At 60.5% G+C, this 16,831-nt stretch carries 14 protein-coding genes; 5 read left to right on the top strand and 9 right to left on the bottom strand.

The window, feature by feature from the left end; genetic code table 11:
- Positions 1 to 117: 117 nt before the first annotated feature.
- From RT460_RS05000 to RT460_RS04965, 8 genes are all read right to left on the bottom strand, one after another.
- Positions 118 to 954 (bottom strand): carbohydrate ABC transporter permease, encoded by an 837-nt coding sequence (locus RT460_RS05000; RefSeq protein WP_313317537.1) that lies wholly within the window; start codon positions 952 to 954, stop codon positions 118 to 120.
- Positions 951 to 1,832 (bottom strand): sugar ABC transporter permease, encoded by an 882-nt coding sequence (locus RT460_RS04995; protein ID WP_313317535.1) that lies wholly within the window; start codon positions 1,830 to 1,832, stop codon positions 951 to 953. Before RT460_RS04995 ends, RT460_RS05000 begins: the two co-directional genes overlap by 4 nt.
- Positions 1,829 to 3,103, bottom strand: a complete 1,275-nt coding sequence (locus tag RT460_RS04990) for a sugar ABC transporter substrate-binding protein (RefSeq protein ID WP_313317534.1) — start codon at positions 3,101 to 3,103, stop codon at positions 1,829 to 1,831. Before RT460_RS04990 ends, RT460_RS04995 begins: the two co-directional genes overlap by 4 nt.
- A gap of 16 nt (positions 3,104 to 3,119) precedes the next feature.
- Positions 3,120 to 4,757 carry a glucoamylase family protein gene (locus tag RT460_RS04985; protein WP_313317533.1) on the bottom strand — a complete coding sequence of 546 codons (1,638 nt, stop codon included), beginning with the start codon at positions 4,755 to 4,757 and terminating at the stop codon, positions 3,120 to 3,122.
- A 75-nt stretch (positions 4,758 to 4,832) separates the two neighbouring features.
- Positions 4,833 to 7,844, bottom strand: coding sequence for a TonB-dependent receptor (locus RT460_RS04980; RefSeq protein WP_313317531.1), 3,012 nt, complete (start codon positions 7,842 to 7,844; stop codon positions 4,833 to 4,835).
- 77 nt (positions 7,845 to 7,921) lie between these two features.
- Complete coding sequence (locus tag RT460_RS04975) at positions 7,922 to 8,941, bottom strand: LacI family DNA-binding transcriptional regulator (RefSeq protein WP_313317530.1); 1,020 nt, start codon at positions 8,939 to 8,941, stop codon at positions 7,922 to 7,924.
- Positions 8,942 to 9,072: 131 nt separating this feature from the next.
- Positions 9,073 to 9,351, bottom strand: a complete 279-nt coding sequence (locus tag RT460_RS04970; RefSeq protein WP_313317529.1) for a BolA family protein — start codon at positions 9,349 to 9,351, stop codon at positions 9,073 to 9,075.
- Positions 9,348 to 9,647, bottom strand: a complete 300-nt coding sequence (locus RT460_RS04965; protein ID WP_313317528.1) for a YciI family protein — start codon at positions 9,645 to 9,647, stop codon at positions 9,348 to 9,350. Before RT460_RS04965 ends, RT460_RS04970 begins: the two co-directional genes overlap by 4 nt.
- A 341-nt stretch (positions 9,648 to 9,988) precedes the next feature.
- Between RT460_RS04965 and RT460_RS04960 the strand changes: the two genes are divergently transcribed.
- The 5 genes from RT460_RS04960 (at position 9,989) to RT460_RS04940 (ending at position 14,720) form a co-directional block, all read left to right on the top strand.
- Positions 9,989 to 10,891: a ScpA family protein gene (locus RT460_RS04960; RefSeq protein ID WP_313317527.1), complete on the top strand. Its 903-nt coding sequence runs from the start codon at positions 9,989 to 9,991 to the stop codon at positions 10,889 to 10,891.
- A gap of 16 nt (positions 10,892 to 10,907) precedes the next feature.
- On the top strand, positions 10,908 to 11,750 hold the full coding sequence (gene scpB / locus RT460_RS04955; RefSeq protein WP_313317526.1) for an SMC-Scp complex subunit ScpB: 843 nt from the start codon (positions 10,908 to 10,910) through the stop codon (positions 11,748 to 11,750).
- Positions 11,751 to 13,382: a pseudouridine synthase gene (locus RT460_RS04950; protein ID WP_313317525.1), complete on the top strand. Its 1,632-nt coding sequence runs from the start codon at positions 11,751 to 11,753 to the stop codon at positions 13,380 to 13,382. It abuts the gene before it with no gap.
- A 363-nt stretch (positions 13,383 to 13,745) separates the two neighbouring features.
- Positions 13,746 to 14,090 (top strand): type II toxin-antitoxin system prevent-host-death family antitoxin, encoded by a 345-nt coding sequence (locus tag RT460_RS04945; protein WP_313317524.1) that lies wholly within the window; start codon positions 13,746 to 13,748, stop codon positions 14,088 to 14,090.
- Between the two features lie 3 nt (positions 14,091 to 14,093).
- Positions 14,094 to 14,720, top strand: coding sequence for an AAA family ATPase (locus RT460_RS04940; protein ID WP_313317523.1), 627 nt, complete (start codon positions 14,094 to 14,096; stop codon positions 14,718 to 14,720).
- Between the two features lie 269 nt (positions 14,721 to 14,989).
- On the opposite strand, the gene RT460_RS04935 is transcribed toward RT460_RS04940, so the two are convergent.
- The gene (locus tag RT460_RS04935) at positions 14,990 to 16,789 is read right to left on the bottom strand and encodes a hypothetical protein (RefSeq protein ID WP_313317522.1); all 1,800 of its coding nucleotides are present in this window, start codon (positions 16,787 to 16,789) and stop codon (positions 14,990 to 14,992) included.
- Positions 16,790 to 16,831: the final 42 nt, after the last annotated feature.

Genomic DNA, 16,831 nt, shown 5'->3' with positions numbered 1-16,831 from the left:
TACAAACACGACGCAACGCTTGATCATTTTTCGCTTCCATTACTGCCGGCAACAGACGCCGGATTTTCGCATTAAGTACTGCCTGCAACGCCCTTGGTTGCAGCGGCAAACAACCGGTCAGCCCTTGACGCTGCCCAGCAACAGACCCTGGATGTAATAACGCTGCAACACCAGGAACAGCAGCAACACCGGCAGGACAGTCACCACCGCACCCGCCATCATCATCTCGACATCCATGATGTGCTCGCGCGACAGGCTGGCCAGCGCAACGGGCAATGTGTAGTGGTCCTGGTCGGTCAACACGATCAGGGGCCACATGAAATCGTTCCACGCCCCCATGAAGGTAAAGATGGCCAGCGTCACCAGTACCGGCTTGAGCATGGGCAGCACGATCTGGAAGAAGATGCGCGCTTCGCTTGCACCATCGATACGCGCCGCCTCCAGTAGTTCATCCGGGATGGACCGTGCGTACTGCCGGACCAGGAAAATGCCGAATACGCTTGCCAATGCGGGCACGACCACGCCACCAAATGTATTGACCAGGCCCAGCTGTTTCATCAGCAGGAACAGCGGCAACATGGCGACCTGCGCAGGAATCACCAACGCGGCAAGCAAGGTCTGGAATATCCGCTCGCGCCCGGCGAAGCGCAGCTTGGCAAAGGCATAGCCGGCCAAGGTATTGAACAGCAGCGAGCCCAGGGTGATACCCACCGACACCAGCAGGCTATTGATGAAATTGCGGCCCATGCCGGTGCGCGCAAACAACGCATGGTAGTTGGCAAGCGTGGACTGTGATGGCAACAGCGGCGGCGGAAATTGCGAAGCCTGCCCGGTCGGCATGAACGACACCGACACCATCCACGCCAGCGGCGCCAGACTGATCACCGCCAGCAAAGCCAGCCCACCGTTTACCCACCAGCCGTGCCAGCGCGACTGCCCGATCTCACGGCTCATACCAGCTCCTTGCGCTTGCCAACGCGCAGCATCAAGGTGGTCACCGCCAGGATGATCAGGAACAGCAGGAATGCCACGGCCGAAGCGCGGCCCAGGTTCCACCACTTGAAGCCTTCCTCGAACATGAAATACAGCACGCTGACCGTGCTTTGCAGCGGATCACCGCGGGTCATCACATAAGGCTCGGCAAACAGCTGGAAGTACCCGGAAACGGTGATCACCCCAACCACCAGCAACACCGGGCCGAGCATCGGCAGCGTGATATGCAGGAACTGCTGCCAACGCGAGGCGCCGTCGATGCGGGCTGCTTCGTACAGGTCCTTGGGGATGGCCTGCAGGCCCGCAAGGAAGATCACCATGTTGTAGCCAAAGTTCTTCCACACAGCGAACAGGATGATGGTGGGCATGGCCCAACGCGGGTCACCCAACCAATCCACCGGGTTGATGCCTACCTGCCCCAGCCCCCAGTTCACCAGCCCATAGCGGGTATGGAACAGATAGCGCCAGATCACCGCCACCGCCACCAGCGTGGTCACCACCGGCGCGAACAGCGCGGTTCGAAACAAGGCCTTGAAGCGGGCGGCCGGCGCATTCAACAACAACGCCGCGCCCAACGAAAGCGCGATCGACAACGGCACGCCCAGCACCACGAAATACGCCGTGTTGCCCAGCGACTTCCAGAACATCGGGGTCTGCAGGAGATCGATGTAGTTGTCGAGCCCGGCAAAGCGCAGGTTGTGGCTGTCCGCCAGCGCATAAAGATCGAAGTCGGTCAGGCTCAGTGCCAAGGCCGACAGCACTGGCAAACCAAAAAACACGCCGATCACGATCAACGCAGGGGCGGCGAATATCCAACCGGCCAGCGACCGCTGCTTCATTGCTGGCCTCCATTGGCAGCAGCGCCAGCCTGTTGTTCGACGATCCAGCGGCGCTTGGCCAGGATGTCATCAACTTGCTGATCCAACTGATGCACCGCCTTGTCCTGAGGCAAGCCACCGCGTACCACCTGCTCGGTCACCACACGCATCTGCTGGGCGATACGCTCCCACTCCAGCACCTTGGGGGTGGGCTTGACGCGTTCGAGCTGATCGGCAAACGCTGCTGTCAACGGGTCACCCGTCAATTCTGGTGACTGCCAGGCGCTGCGCCGCGGCGGCAGGTCGCCGATGATCGTGTAGAAGCGCTGCTGGATGGCTGGCCGCGACAGGAACTCAATGAGCTTCCAGGCAGCCTGTTTCTGTTTGGAGGAGCGCAATACCACCAAGCTGGTACCACCAGCGATGCCTGCGCCGGGACCATCAGGCCCGGGCAGCGGCGTGGTGCCCCACTCGCCTTCAAGTCCGGCTGGCTGACGCTGGCGGAACTCGCGGATGTTCCAGGGACCGGACAGATAGAAAGCGGTGAAGCCCTTGAAGAATTCGTCCCAGACATTGGAGATCTGGGTTTCGGACATCTTCGGCGCCCAGCCCTGCTGGAACATATTGTCGTAGAACGCCAGGGTACGCCGGAATCCCGGACTGCTGAAGTTGCCTCGGGTATCGTGCTCGCGCAGCAGAGGGTCATCCTGCTGCAGGGCAAAGGAGAGCTGTGGCTCGAACTCATTGAGCGGCATCAACACGGGGTAGCCACGATCACCCATGTGCTCCTTCAGGGCCGCATTGACCTGCTCCCACTCCGCCCAGGTGCGCGGCGGCTGCGGATGGCCCACCTCCCGCAGCAGGTCCTTGCGATAGAACAACAGGCGCGTGTCCACATACCAGGGCACCCCAACCAGCTGTCCATCGACAACGTTGGTGTCCCAGATGCCCTGGAAATAGTCGCGCTGCTGCACTTCGTGCGATGCATCCACATAGGGCTGCAACGGTTCCAGCGCCTGCAGCGTGGCAAACTCGGCAATCCACGTATTCCCCAGCTGGCAGACATCCGGCAAACCGTCGGCGGCATACGCGGCGAGCAGCTTTTCATGCGCTGCGGTCCACGGGATGTTCTGTATCTCGACATGCACGCCGGGGTTTTCGGCCTCGAACTCGCGTACCAGCTCACCCACGACCTCGGCTTCGCGCCCCATCGCCCAGAAGCGCAGCGTTGTGCCCTGCGGCGCTGGCTTGCAGCCTGCCAGCAACAGCATCAACGCAACGGTGGCCAGCATGCGCATCATCAACGGATCACTGCTGCTGGGGCCGCGAGCCCGTGGGTTGGGCAGCCGCCTTCTGCTCGGCGGCAGCTGCCGCGCGCGACTCAGCGATACCCGAGGCGCGCGCCGACGCGGCCTGTTCGTCCTTCTGCAGCGGCTGGAAGCTACCCTCAGGCGCCAGCCAGCCGCCGGTGAACCCAGCCCGCTCCAGCCCCTTGCGGATATAGGGGTTGTTCTTCATCACGTTCCAGATGAACTCATCGCGATAGTTGGCGATGCCGGCCAGTATCGGCCCCTGGTCGATGGCGATGTAGTCACTGGATACCCAGCCACGGTCCGGAATCAGCCGGCCGGTCTTGAGCGGAATGTCGTAGTTGAAACTGGGGTTGAACGAATCCAGGAAGCCATAGCTGGAATACAGGTAATCACCATAGCGTTTGTGCATCTCCACCGTGGTGGGGATCACCACTTCCGGTGCGAACGGCAACGACGATATCGCTGCCGACGGCACGATCGTGCCGTCGTCGAAGTTCTCGCGCAAACCTGCACCGCGCGAGGAATAGTGGCGGAACTGGCGTTGCTCGCCCTTGTATTCCTGGGTGGTGTTCTGCGGACCATCACCGGCGGTCAGACCCCAGACGTTCTCGCCGTAGTCCTTCCACTGCATCGGGTTCTCGATGGCGTACTCGCGCTGGGCCAGCGTCGCACGCCGGCTGTTGAGGAAATAGTCGATCCCGCGCTCGCGCATGTACGGATCCTGGATGTCGCGGAAATCGATCCAGACATGGCTGTACTGGTGGCCAAACAACGGACCAAACGACAGGTATTCCTGGCCCTGGTACACACCCCAATCGTTGTCGTAGGTACGCGTCCACACCGTCCACGCATCCGGCTCAACCGGATGCGTCGGCGAGCCAAGCGCCAGGATGTAGACCATCATGGCTTCGTTGTAGCCCATCCAGTCGTGCTGGATGAAGCCGCTCTCGGGGAACCAGCCCATTGATATCAGCGGCTTGTTGCGCTGCAGCCATGGCCAGTCCACACGCTTGTAGATGGTATCGGCGATGTCGCGGATTTCCTTCTCGCGCGGGTCATCCTTGTCGTAGTACGACTGCGCAAACAACACGCCCATCAGCAACAAGGCCGTATCCACGCTGGAAAGCTCTACCCAGCTGTCGTAACGCCGGCCCTGCTGCATATCCAGGAAATGGTAGTAAAACCCCTTGTAGGCGCCTTTGCCGGTGCGCTGGGGACCACTGGGCAGGTCACGGAAGAACTTGAGCGTCAGCAAGGTGCGGTCCACTGCCTGGCTGCGGCTGACCCAACCGTTCTCGATACCGACCGGATAGGCGGTCAGCGCGTAACCCACCGATGCCACACTGGCAAATGGCCGCGATGGATAACGATCAGGTGTAAGCCCGTTCTGTTCGTTGGTGGTGTCCCAGAAGAACTGGAATGTCCGTCGCTCAATGTCGTCGAACAACGGCGGCAGCTCAGGCTTCATCGGCCGCGGTGGCAGATTGGCTTCGATCAAGATCACCTGCGGCAACACCTTTGGCAGCGGCGGCTCGGGCGCCTTGCCGCAGCCTCCCAACAACGCCAGCCCGATACCGGCGACGAAACAGGCCAACAATTGCGAGGTACGTGACTTGCTCAAGGCGACATCCATCATTCAACGGTGAGAACAAAGCGATCAAAACTGACCGCCCTGCCCCGGCCGACCACAGGCCGGCCGGGGCTTCGGTTACCAGGTGAGGCCAAACGACAGCTTGAAGGTACGGGTCGGCCGGGCGATCCCGTCGCCAGTGCGATTGCCGTAATTAGCGTCCGCAACGCCATTGTCTCCGCGCCAATTCGCATACTCGGAGGACAAAACGTTGCGCCAGTTGAAGACGTTCAACACGTCGCCGCGGACCCGCAGTTTCAGGTCCGTACCCGTGTCCCATTCCTTCTGCAGCGCGATATCCAACTGCTTGTAGGCAATGGTCTTGTCGGGCTTGAACGGATCAAACGCACAATCCCCGGGGGAGGAAACCGAGTAGCAGTTGATGGCTTCCACGGACTTCGGGCTTTCCAATACCAGTTTCGCCGAACCCGTGATACCCCACATGTCGACGATGCCGGTGGCAACCAGACGGTGCTCCGGGATACCCAGGGCTCGGGTGAAGGCGACGTTGTCCAGGTTCGGATAGTCGAAGGAGAACATGTCCGAATTGCTACGGTTCTCCTTGGCATCACTGTAGGTATACGCAAGGCTTACGCCCCAATGCGACTCCGTCGTGTAAGGCTTGTCCAACGCCAGCAGCACCGAATTCAACCTGGTTTCAACAGCATTGTTACCGATGAAGAAACGGCCCCAACCCGGCAACTGCTCGCCCCAGGGCTGCCCGCCCCAGTTGATCGCCGGGTTCGAGCGGAACTCACCGTTTGCATAGCGGTTACCCATCGTCCACAGGATGCCGTCGTGACTCAGTACGTGCATCAATGTCACCGACGAGTTCCATTCATAGCCCAACATCGAGAATGCGTTACGCATACCCAGACTGAACTGGTCGGAGTACGGCGTCTTGATGTTGTTGTTGAGCAGGAATACCTCGCTGCCATTGTTCGGACTTGCCGCTGCCATCTGCGCCAGTACGGCGGGATCCATCATGCTCGGATCGAAGTCATAGCAGTTACTCGCCGGCGAAGGCGTACACGCATGCCCCGGCGTATTGAACTGATATTCGTAGCGCTGGAACGCAAGACGGTATTTTTCGTACGACAGCAAGTCGAACTGATTGCGGTTGTAGGAACGACCAGCACCGCCAAAGAAGACGTGGCGTTGATCTCCATTGAGATCATAGGAGAAGCCAACTCGCGGCTGCCAACCATCCTTGAATGCGCTGCGGTTATGACCATTGCTGATGTAGTTGTTGTAGTCGTAGTCAACATTTGCATTATTGATGTTCGACCAACCTTGCAACGCACTCACCAACCCTGCCGGTGTTACATGATCTTCATACGCCGGATTGGTCTCGTAATCCCAACGGACACCAAGGTTCAGGGTCAGGTGTTCATTGACCTCCCAATCGTCCTGGACATAGATACCGAACTGCTTGACACTGGAATCCACCGTTGTCGGATAACCGTTGCCCGACGCCGTGAACTGCACCATGTACGGGATATCCAAGCTCCGATTCAGATCGTAGCGATACTGCGGCGAGTAAGGACTCTGCTCGTACGCCGTCAAGTCGATGTCCTTGAACTTCAGGCCCATCTTTACGGTGTGTCCTTCCCAGCCAAAGAACGTGAAGTCATTCTGGAAAGAGTAGCCCTTCTGGGATTTATCCTGGTAATCGCCACCACCGCCCAGATTGATGACTTCTTCCATTGCCGGATTATTGTTTGCCTCTTCGCCACGGCGCGGGACAAACAACTTGTAACCATTGGCAATGGTGATGGGGCGCGGGGCGAAACTGGCATCCTCATAGGTGATGTGGGCATCGTTCATCCAGTTCTCTGCATTGAACTGGTGGCGCAGATCGATACGCGTTTCTTCACCGGTCTTCAAGGTGCCGTAGGAAGCAAGATTGACTCCACCGACGCCGGTAACCTCATCTTCTTCGCGGCGCTTCATGGTCAGTTCGACCAGATGCGCGTCGCCCGGAGTCCAGCTCAGCTTCCCGAAATACAGGTCTTCCTTGAACGGGGCATTGTTGGTGGCACGCGCCTCATCCTGGAACCGCTCCGGCAGATCTTCGATCGAGTACTGCCGACCCGGGATCACTTGCCGCGAGTCGCTGCGATCCTTTGCTTCATAAGTCACAAAGAAGTGCAGTTTGTCCTTGATCAAGGGCCCGCCCAGGGCGACACCGTACTGCTCATCATGCGTCCGTGCCTTGGTGTCTCTGCCGTCCTTCTCACGCAACGTGTCAGCCACCCAGCCGCTGGCAACGTTGTCCCAGAAGAAGTCGCCATGGAACTCGTTGGTACCGGATCGCGTGACCGCCGTAATACCAGCACTGCTCAGCTGGTCGTATTCGGCCTTGTAGTTGGAGGTCACCACTTTGTACTCGGCAATGCCCAGCTGCGGAAACGGGTTGCCGCGACTGGAATCCTGGCCGGTGATGCCACCTTTGAGGATGTAGTCCTTCTGTCCTACGCCATCGATAAACACGTTGACGCCGTTGGACAATTGCGCGCCGCTACGAATGGAAGTGGAACCCTCATTGCCCGTGTTGAAGGTCACGCCAGGAACCACATCCGCGAATGCCAGGAAGTTGCGCGAGTTCTGCGGCAACGCTTGCATCTGCTTTTGGGTGATATAGGTTGCAACCTCCGAGGTCTTGGTCTCCACCGCCGCCTGCGCAGTCACCTGCACTGCATCGAGCGTGGTAGCCGCACCACCGGCGGTTTCAGCCACGCCACCCACACCCAGGTTGACCGTGGCGGTCTGCCCCACCGCTACGGTGATGTTCTGGGTGGTGGTCTTGCCGCCAGCGTTGACATCCACCTTGTAGGTGCCCGGCGGCAGGCCAGCCAGCGAGTAACCGCCATTGGCCGTGCTCTGCACGCTGCGGGTCAAACCGGTCGCCATGTTCGTCGCGGTTACCTGGGCCTGCGCGGCAGGCGCCGAGTCAGCCATTACCTGACCGCGGATGGTGGCACCGGTGCTCTGCGCGAACGCAGGCGCTGCGCCCAGCAGCAGGCAGCTGGCCAACGCGCAGCTGAGCAACTTGCGTGTGGGCGTGGACGTCCTTGAAATCTTTTTCATGTTTCACCTCTCCCAAGGTGGCGGCGTAGCGCCGGTGAAGGTTGTTTGTCAGCCCGGTCTATCGCCGGGTCCAGCATTCAAGAAGGGTCGCGCGTGGTAGTGGAATCACGCACGACAAGGCTTGGAACCAACGTCAGACCAGGAGCGTTCATCGACTCTGGATCCTGTATCAGCTGCAGCAGATGCGTCATCGCCTGCTCACCAAGTCCTGCGATGCTCACCTGCATCGTTGTCAAGGACGGGTGAACAAAGCGCGCCAGAGGGATGTCATCAAACCCTGCAAGTGCCACTTTTTGGGGCACCTGCACACCAGCCTGCTGGAATGCATACAGGCACCCAAGGGCCATCATGTCGTTGGCGGCGAACACCGCATCGGGCAACTGCGGCAATGCCAGCAGGGCCAAGCCCGCCTGATGTCCTGACGCCTCATCGAAAGCGCCAGGCAGCTCGATGGCCTTGGCCTGCTCGCCAAATGCGGCCATCGCATCGCGGAACCCACGCAAGCGCTCCTGCGCATCATGGTTGCGGTCCGGGCCGCCGATAAACGCAATATGGCGGTAACCCGATGCCAGCAGGTGCGAGGTCATTGCCATCGCTCCGGCGTGGTCGTCGATACTGAAAACCGGCCGAGCCGCATCGATCAGCGGCGTATTGATAAGGACGCAGGGAATATCCACCGGCAGGTCTTCCACCAGCACGTCGGTGTCACTGGCATACGGTGACAGCACCAGCACGCCATCCACCCGGCCACGCATGGCCTGCAACACCGCGCCACGCTGCTCTGCGTCACCGTGGTAGCTGGACACGAGCAGATGCCAGCGATGGGCTGTTGCCACGCCGTCGATACCACGCATCAGTTCGGAAAAAAATTCGCCGTAAAGGTCGGGCAGTACCACCCCAAGGGTCTGGGTACTTCGGCTGCTCAGGCTGCGGGCGGCGGCATGCGGGGTATAACGCAGTCGCTTGGCGACTTCCCGCACCAGCTTGCGCACCGGCTCGGCGACATTGTCGTGGCCATTGAGCGCCCGCGACACGGTGGCGACAGAGACATTCGCCTCTCTGGCAACATCCTTGATGGTGATTGCCGACTTCGCCACCGCCGTGCCCTCCGCGTTTCGGGGTCGGGCACGACTGTAAACGTTTTCAGGACACTGTGTAAAGAGTTTGTTATCGCAGGATGTCCTGAACAGACAATTCCTGTCCATTCATTTTTGCGAAACCCCGTCGTTCAGCTGAGTGCGGCCTGTTCGGTGGGCGTCAGCGCCTTGATCGACAAGGCATGGATGTCGGTCTGCATCATCTCGCCCAATGCCGCATATACGATGCGGTGCCGCGCAAGCGGGGCCTTACCGGCAAACTGGTCGCTGACCACCATTACCTTGAAGTGACCGCGCCCATCGCGCGCGCCTTCGTGGCCGGCATGCCGGGCGCTATCGTCCCGTACCTGCAGCAGTTGCGGCGCCAACGCCTGTTGCAACGCCTGCTCGATCCGTTCAACGCGGCTCATGGCAACACCTTTCGGAACGGGCGTACATCCACCCGGGTGTAGACGCCGGCAGCCACATAGGGATCTTCCTCCGCCCAGGCCCGGGCTGCGGCCAGGTCCTCGAAACTGGCAATCACCACGCTGCCACTGAAGCCGGCCGGGCCCGGGTCTTCGGCGTCAATGCCAGGACATGGACCGGCCAGGAGCAACCTGCCCTGGTCCAGCAGGGTCGTCAAACGGCCCAGATGCGCCGCCCTGGCCTGCAGGCGTGCTTCCAGCACCTGCTCGCCGTCGTAGCCTTCAATCACGTACCACACGGGCCTGTTCTCCTGTCCGCTGAATGGAAAGGTGTCCAGTCTAGCGTCACAAGACTGGACATGGCCTGCCTGCGACGATTACTCTTTACGCATTGCACACGGCCGGCCAGTAGCGGCTCGGTGCGACGGCAGGCCAACGCCCCGTCGCGCTACCGAGGCTCACCCTCCCGGACCGCGTATGACGACCTCCTCGTAATGATGTGCCGCTCCAATGCGGCACGCCGTGTTGTTGATGTGTGGAAGCGCGCCGGCCAGCGCGCATGGATCGCAATACCAGGGCAGGAACCATCCCGGACCGTAACCCCGGGGCGCGTAAGGCTCGCAATACCTATGTCGACCTGATGACTTCCGAACTCGCGCACGTCGCGAACCCGCCAGCGCCGCCCCACGTTCCGCAGCAGCAGGAAATGCCGCTGGCGATGGTGCATGGTCAACCGGTATTGCAGATCCCGCAGGATCTGTACATCCCGCCGGACGCGCTGGAAGTCATACTTGACGCCTTTGAAGGCCCGCTTGACCTGCTGCTTTACCTGATCCGCCGGCAGAACCTGGACATCCTTGATATCCCGGTCGCCGAGATCACCAAGCAATACGTTGAATACATCAACGTGATGCAGGAGCTGCGCTTCGAGCTGGCCGCCGAATACCTGGTCATGGCCGCGATGCTGGCCGAGATCAAGTCACGCATGCTGCTGCCACGCCCCCCCAGCGTGGAAGGTGAGGAAGCCGACCCGCGCGCCGAGCTGGTGCGCAGGCTGCAGGAATACGAACGTTTCAAGCAGGCTGCCGAGGACATCGACACCCTGCCCCGCCAGGACCGCGATACCAGCCTGGCTCATGCCTTCGTCCCCGAACGCGCAGCGATCAAGCTGCCGCCGCCGGTGGAACTGAAGGAAATGCTGATGGCGCTGCATGACGTACTCAAGCGCGCCGAGCTGTTCAGCGGCCACGCGATCAAGCGCGAAGCCCTGAGCGTGCGCCAGCGCATGGGGGAAATGCTCAGCCGCCTGGAAGACGGCAAGTTCTACCGTTTTGAAACATTGTTCACCGCCGAAGAGGGACGACTTGGCGTGCTGGTGACCTTCCTGGCCATGCTGGAACTGGCCAAGGAGCAATTGCTGGACATCGTGCAGGAAGCACCGCTTGCCCCGATCTACGTGAAGTCCCTCGCCGCCGGCAACACCAACGCACCGCTGTCATTCTCCAGCGAGTTCGATGATGCCGACGCTACCGACCCCGCCTGAACAAGCAACAGGACGCATGGATCAACCGCTGATCAACCGCATAGTCGAAGGCGCGCTGCTGGCTTCCAGCCAGCCGCTGACCCTGGCGCAACTGCAGGGTCTGTTTCCCGAAGACGAACCGGCGCCGCCGGGCAGCATCGAGCGCGCACTGGAGTTGCTGCGCGAAGGCTGCAGCGGGCGCGGCGTGGAACTGGTGGAGGTTGCCTCCGGCTTCCGCTTCCAGATCACCAATGAAGTGCACGGCTGGGTGTCCCGGCTGTGGACCGAGCGCAAGACCCGCTACACCCGCGCCACCTTGGAAACCCTGGCGCTGATTGCGTACCGCCAGCCCATCACCCGCGGCGAAATCGAGCAGGTGCGCGGCGTGGCAGTAAGCAGCAACATCATCCAGGCACTGGAAGAGCGCGAATGGATCCGGGTCATCGGCCACCGCGACGTACCTGGCAAGCCTGCCCTGTTTGGCACCACCAAGGGCTTCCTGGATTACTTTGGGCTCAAGCGCCTGGACGAACTGCCGCCCCTGTCCGAGCTGCGTGACATCGGCGAACTTGAGCCACAACTGCCGCTGGATGGCGACGGCCAACCGGCCGCCCCGCTCACCGCCGGCGCTGCAACGCCTGAAAGCGACGCAGCCGACGCGGATGGCACCCCAGATACCGCCGACGCATCAGAGTCGAACGATTCCGATGACCAGGCCAGCAACACCGCCCTCACGGGCGAACCCGACGCCGCGCCGGGAGAGCGCGCGGCGGAAGTGGAAGACACCGGAAACAACGCCGTCGCGACGACGACCGTGGCTGTTGACGAAGCCGATCCCGAACCTGAGGCCGACGCAGAAAACGCCGGCCGGAGCAAATAGATGAGTGACACCCCCCGCAAGCTGTCGTTGAACAAGCTCTCGCTCAAGCGCGAAGCCAGCACCGAACAGCCCAAGCTTGAAGAACGCCTGCACAAGGTCCTGGCCCAGGCCGGGCTGGGCTCGCGCCGTGCGCTGGAACAGCGCATCGCCGACGGCCTGGTCAAGGTCAATGGCGAAATCGCCCAGACCGGCCAGTCGATCAAGAGCGGCGACAAGATTGACCTGGATGGCCGCAGCTTCGTGGCCAGCGCGCTGACCGACCCGTCGCGCGTACTGATCTACAACAAGCCCGAAGGCGAAGTCACCACGCGTGACGATCCCGAAGGCCGCCCGACCGTGTTCGAAGCACTGCCGCCGCTCAAGGGCGCACGCTGGATCGCGATCGGCCGCTTGGACATCAACACCACCGGCCTGCTGCTGGCCACCACCGACGGCGAACTCGCCAACGCGATGATGCACCCCTCGTTCGAGGTGGAGCGCGAGTACGTGGTGCGCGTGCGTGCCCCGGAAGGCGAAGAGAAGGTGCCGGACAACATCGTCGACCGCCTCGCCCGTGGCGTTGCGCTGGAAGACGGCCCGGCCAAGTTCGATGAAGTCGAGCGCATTGGCGGCACCGACTCGCACGACTGGTTCCGCGTGGTGGTGAAGGAAGGCCGCAACCGCGAAGTGCGCCGCCTGTGGGAATCACAGGGCTGCCAGGTCAGCCGCCTGAAGCGCACCCGCTACGGCAAGATCGAACTGCCGCGCGAGTTGCTGCGTGGCCAGTCCACCGAATTAACCGAGCAGCAGGTCGACGCGCTGCGCACCCAGCTGAAGCTGGAAGAAGGCACCCCGTCGGCCCTGACCCTGCAGCCGGTGATCGGCCAGCGTCGCGCCGCCAAGACCGCCCTGCGCGTCTCGCGCGAAGGCGGCCGCGGCAACGCCTACGTCAACGGCCACAACACCGCTGACGAAGGCCGCGAACTGCGCCGCTTCGACAACGTCCGTGAAGACCGCGGCCGTGGCCGTGGCGGCAAGGGCGGCGGCTTCAACAAGGGCGGCCTGACGGTCAGCGGCGAAGCCGCGGCCAAGCAATCGCAAAAGCCGTTCAAGCAGCGCAAGCCCAGCGGCGACCGCAGCCTGCCGGAAGGCAACCCCGCTGCGTTCCGTACCTGGTACGTGCCGGACGGCGTGAGCACCGGCCCGAGCGGCCACCGCAATGCAGGCCCCGGCGCAGGCCGTGGCCCCGGTGGCAACCGGGGTCCGGGCCGCGGCCCGGCCGCTGATGGCCAGGCACGCCCGTACGGCAAGCCGCGCCCGGGTGGCGCAGCTGGTGCCGGCCGTGGCGGCCCCGGTCAGGGGCGTTCGCAGGGCGGCGGCCAAGGTGCCGGTCAGGGCCAGGGTCAGCAGCGCAAGCATCCCTACGGTCATCCGGGCAACGCCCCGAGCTTCCCGTCCGACCACGCCAACCCGGGCTTCAGCCCGTACGGCGCACGCCCGGCGGGCAATCGCCCGAGCGGCGGCAACCGTGGACCGGGCGGTCGTCCGGCCGGCGGCCCACGCCCGGGTGGCAACCGCCCTGGCGGCGCAGGCCGCCCCGGTGGCGGCGGTCGTCCGGGTGGTGGCGGCAACCGCGGCCCGCGCGGCGGCTGATCCACGCCTCTGCTGATGCTTGAGACAACAGAACGCCCGGTGCACTGCACCGGGCGTTCTGCTTTCTAAAGCCCCTCTCCCGCTTGCGGGAGAGGGGTTGGGGTGAGGGCCTCTTCTTACTAAGCCCCTCTCCCGTTCACGGGAGAGGGGTTGGGGTGAGGGCCGCTTTCGGCTTCCCGCTTCGGGCCCGAACCTGCAACCCGAGCCACAAGACCGCCATGAGCAACCAAAATCCCCAACAACAGCCCCTCCAAACCCGAACGCACCACCAACACTCCGCCCCACCTGAACAATAAATATCCAAAATTTCCCATTTAGGGCAATTTGGGATATTTTCCCAATACCCACCAACGGACCGCCACCATGGACCTCTCCCTCACCCTGCAGCAGCTTGAAAAGACGCCCGCCAGCGACGTCAAGGCCAAGGGCTGGCCGGAGCTGATGCGCAAGGTCACCAAACTCGGCGCAGTGGTAGTCACCAACCACAACCACCCACAGGCGGTAGTGGTATCGGCCGAGGAATACCAACGCCTGGTTACCCAGGCCGCCAGCGCTTCCGAAGCCACCCAGCGCGCCCAGTCGCTCAAGCAGCTGCAAACCGAATTCGACGCCCACCTGGCCGTGCTCAACGATGGCCACAGCCTTGCCAAGGCGTTGAACCGCCCTGCCCGCCGCGGCCTCAAACTCACCCCCGGCAAGTCGCTCTAACCGGTGGCGCGCATTCTGGTGTTGGCCGGCGTCAACGGCGCCGGCAAAAGCTCGCTGCTGGGCATGATGCTGCAGCAGGACGGAGCCACTTGGTTCAACCCGGACGCCTTCACCCGACAGTTGGTGGAGCGCGGCTGGCCGTTACCCGAAGCCAATGCCGCCGCCTGGCAGGAAGGCACACGCCGCCTGCAAGAGGCCATGGCGAACGACCGGGACTATGCCTTCGAAACCACGCTGGGGGCCAACACCATTCCCAAATTGCTCCGCGAGGCCTGCCAGCAGCATGAGGTCACCATCTGGTTCTGCGGGCTGGAAAGCATCGAGCTGCACCTCCAGCGCGTAGCCGAACGTGTCGCCGCCGGCGGGCATGACATTCCCGAAGAAAAAATCCGCCATCGCTACGACAGCTCCCGCACCAACCTGATCGACCTGCTGCCGCACCTCACCACCCTGCACGTCTACGACAACAGCCGCCCGCCGGATGCCGATGGCCAAGTTGAGCCAATCCTGGCGCTGGAAGTACACCGGGGACGCATCCTCTGCCCGACCGAACAGGAAGAGTTCGGGCAGGTACCCGAATGGGCAAAGCCGGTCGTGTGGGCTGCGCTGAAAGCGTTTCCGGCTGACTGATGCCTCCTCCCGGTGCATTTCAAAATAGAAAATTCGGCGTTCTACAACACCTTGGCATTCGCGTGGGACGTGTATTTCAGGGCGAATTCCCTAGCGGACCATTCCAAACGCCTCTTTGCACATTTCTCGCGCAGCTACTCATCGACCTGTGCTCCGCTGTCGGCCGATGACACGAACCAATCTTCATTCAGCCCCTCCAGAAGGCGATCAAAAAAATATTACATACAGTCAAATGACTAGGAAATCCTAAAAAAGAAAATAAGCCATTGCTAACGAAAGCTCTCTTTAACCACCTTAACCGGCCGACCCCTTGTATCAAAGCAGTAAGAATTGCCGTCGCAGTCTGATGCTACGCGCCAAACATACGCCCTCCCATTTTCACTGGTTCTCACCTCTGAAATGGGCCGAAAGAAGCTTGTAGTGTCGTAATCACCCACATTCCTTATAGATATCCCGTTATAGGCCCTATAAGGAGCCGCCTCGACGCTTCCGTACGTGTACTCTACAGTTCTTAGAACAGCAGCACCACTCACCCCATATTCCTCACGAAGCAGCAACCCTTCGTTCCCCCTAAATCTATTACTAAAAGTTCTTCGAGTTATGCCCCCCCGGGGATCCACCACCGAAACTGTGCGCGTAGTTGGCGAAGCTGCGGTACATGCATTTCCATCAACGCCGAAACCACCCGGCGACCAACAATTATTTGCGGGTCCATACTCATAATTCCAAATCAACCCACCCTTGGCCAAGCCAGGCCCTTTTACGACTTTCTTTACTAATGCCAGCGAAGTATGGATGAAATGCTCTTTAATACTTTCGTTGCCATCAACGTCTATATTACATCCGCGCGGCACCCAAGACCTTCCAAACTCGATCTTTGAAAGTGTAAATTCGACAGACACGCCGGATGGCCCCGTTACCGTCCCAACAAAGCTCCCCGGCGTAAAACGATGCTCATCACAACCAGCAAAAATTGGACGCGCGGATGCTCGATGCAGAGCCTCCAAAGAGAATGAATACCTTGATCCATCCGGATAAGTTACCGGGAACCCCGCATCCCCATGATCAGAAACATAGGACCAAACACGAGACCCGTCCGTGATTGTCGAAACATAATCGGCTTTTGCATCATCATAATTGAAATAAATAGCCCTACCGTCACTTGCCACAATGCTAAGAAGTTGCGACGGGTTTTTTGAACTCCAGTTGTATTCAACGAAATTTCCGAACTGGTCGCTCACCTTCGTTGGGAAAATTTTTACCTGCACTCTGGCGAGCACATAGTTGTTTGAAACTAAAGGCGAGATTTCAAAATTGGCAGAATTGAGACTCGCTCTCCCTAATAAATTCTTTGGCAGGGGATTTGATTTCTTTAGGGTACTATGAATTTTGCTCACCATATGGTTTAGCGTGTAGATCAATCCGTCAGACGAGACGACCTCAAAACCTTCTCCTCGCGAGCCAGCTTCACTTGTTGTCGAAAGTGCAACGCACCGCACCGCGTCTCCTTCCTTAGTCACTATTGGATAGGAGAAACCGTCGCTTGGCACATGGGAGTACTTACCTCTTGCTAAAAGCTCACGGTCCCCGGATCCAGGCACATGAATGAAATTCCCATTCCAGTATTCGTCGGCATCCCATTGCCCCCCTTGGAAGGAAATGCCTGCTGGAGTACTGAAGAGCGAACAACGCTTGTACCGATTTGGCGCGGGCCAGCCTACCGCCCAGCCGGTGGGGGGAGCCAGCCGAGAGAAAACGCCATACGCGTGGGGCAAATCGAGCTCCCAATTCACAAATATATTTGTTTTTCCATAATTTCCTGGAATAAAACGCCTACTCACACGCACCGGAATCGCGTTGTTCCCAGGAATATCTATATCTGTTTGAACTATCTCAAGCGCGCCACTTCCGTCGCTGACCATCTCACCCACAAAGCTACCCTCAACTGGAGCGACGATTGATGAATGACGAATCCTGTCAGCAGCCGCAAGCGACGGTGAATGTACACCTTGAGCATTAGATTTGGAGATTGAAAAAATTACGAATAAAGCGAAAAGGAATTTACGCATCACCCACCCTTCAATGATTCCAATCAAGCTACCAAAGCGCCA

The sequence above is a fragment of the Stenotrophomonas sp. genome, assembly GCF_032061965.1.
GTDB lineage: Bacteria > Pseudomonadota > Gammaproteobacteria > Xanthomonadales > Xanthomonadaceae > Stenotrophomonas.
This window is presented reverse-complemented; position numbering and strand designations above follow the sequence as displayed.

Excerpts from the sequence above, each read along its gene's own strand:
- RT460_RS04945 (WP_313317524.1), top strand. The coding sequence starts at position 13,746 with ATGGACCTCTCCCTCACCCTGCAGCAGCTTGAAAAGACGCCCGCCAGC.
- RT460_RS04935 (WP_313317522.1), bottom strand. The coding sequence starts at position 16,789 with ATGCGTAAATTCCTTTTCGCTTTATTCGTAATTTTTTCAATCTCCAAA.
- RT460_RS04990 (WP_313317534.1), bottom strand. The coding sequence starts at position 3,103 with ATGCTGGCCACCGTTGCGTTGATGCTGTTGCTGGCAGGCTGCAAGCCA.
- RT460_RS04970 (WP_313317529.1), bottom strand. The coding sequence starts at position 9,351 with ATGAGCCGCGTTGAACGGATCGAGCAGGCGTTGCAACAGGCGTTGGCG.
- RT460_RS04960 (WP_313317527.1), top strand. The coding sequence starts at position 9,989 with ATGACTTCCGAACTCGCGCACGTCGCGAACCCGCCAGCGCCGCCCCAC.
- RT460_RS05000 (WP_313317537.1), bottom strand. The coding sequence starts at position 954 with ATGAGCCGTGAGATCGGGCAGTCGCGCTGGCACGGCTGGTGGGTAAAC.
- RT460_RS04950 (WP_313317525.1), top strand. The coding sequence starts at position 11,751 with ATGAGTGACACCCCCCGCAAGCTGTCGTTGAACAAGCTCTCGCTCAAG.
- RT460_RS04995 (WP_313317535.1), bottom strand. The coding sequence starts at position 1,832 with ATGAAGCAGCGGTCGCTGGCCGGTTGGATATTCGCCGCCCCTGCGTTG.
- RT460_RS04980 (WP_313317531.1), bottom strand. The coding sequence starts at position 7,844 with ATGAAAAAGATTTCAAGGACGTCCACGCCCACACGCAAGTTGCTCAGC.
- scpB (WP_313317526.1), top strand. The coding sequence starts at position 10,908 with ATGGATCAACCGCTGATCAACCGCATAGTCGAAGGCGCGCTGCTGGCT.
- RT460_RS04985 (WP_313317533.1), bottom strand. The coding sequence starts at position 4,757 with ATGGATGTCGCCTTGAGCAAGTCACGTACCTCGCAATTGTTGGCCTGT.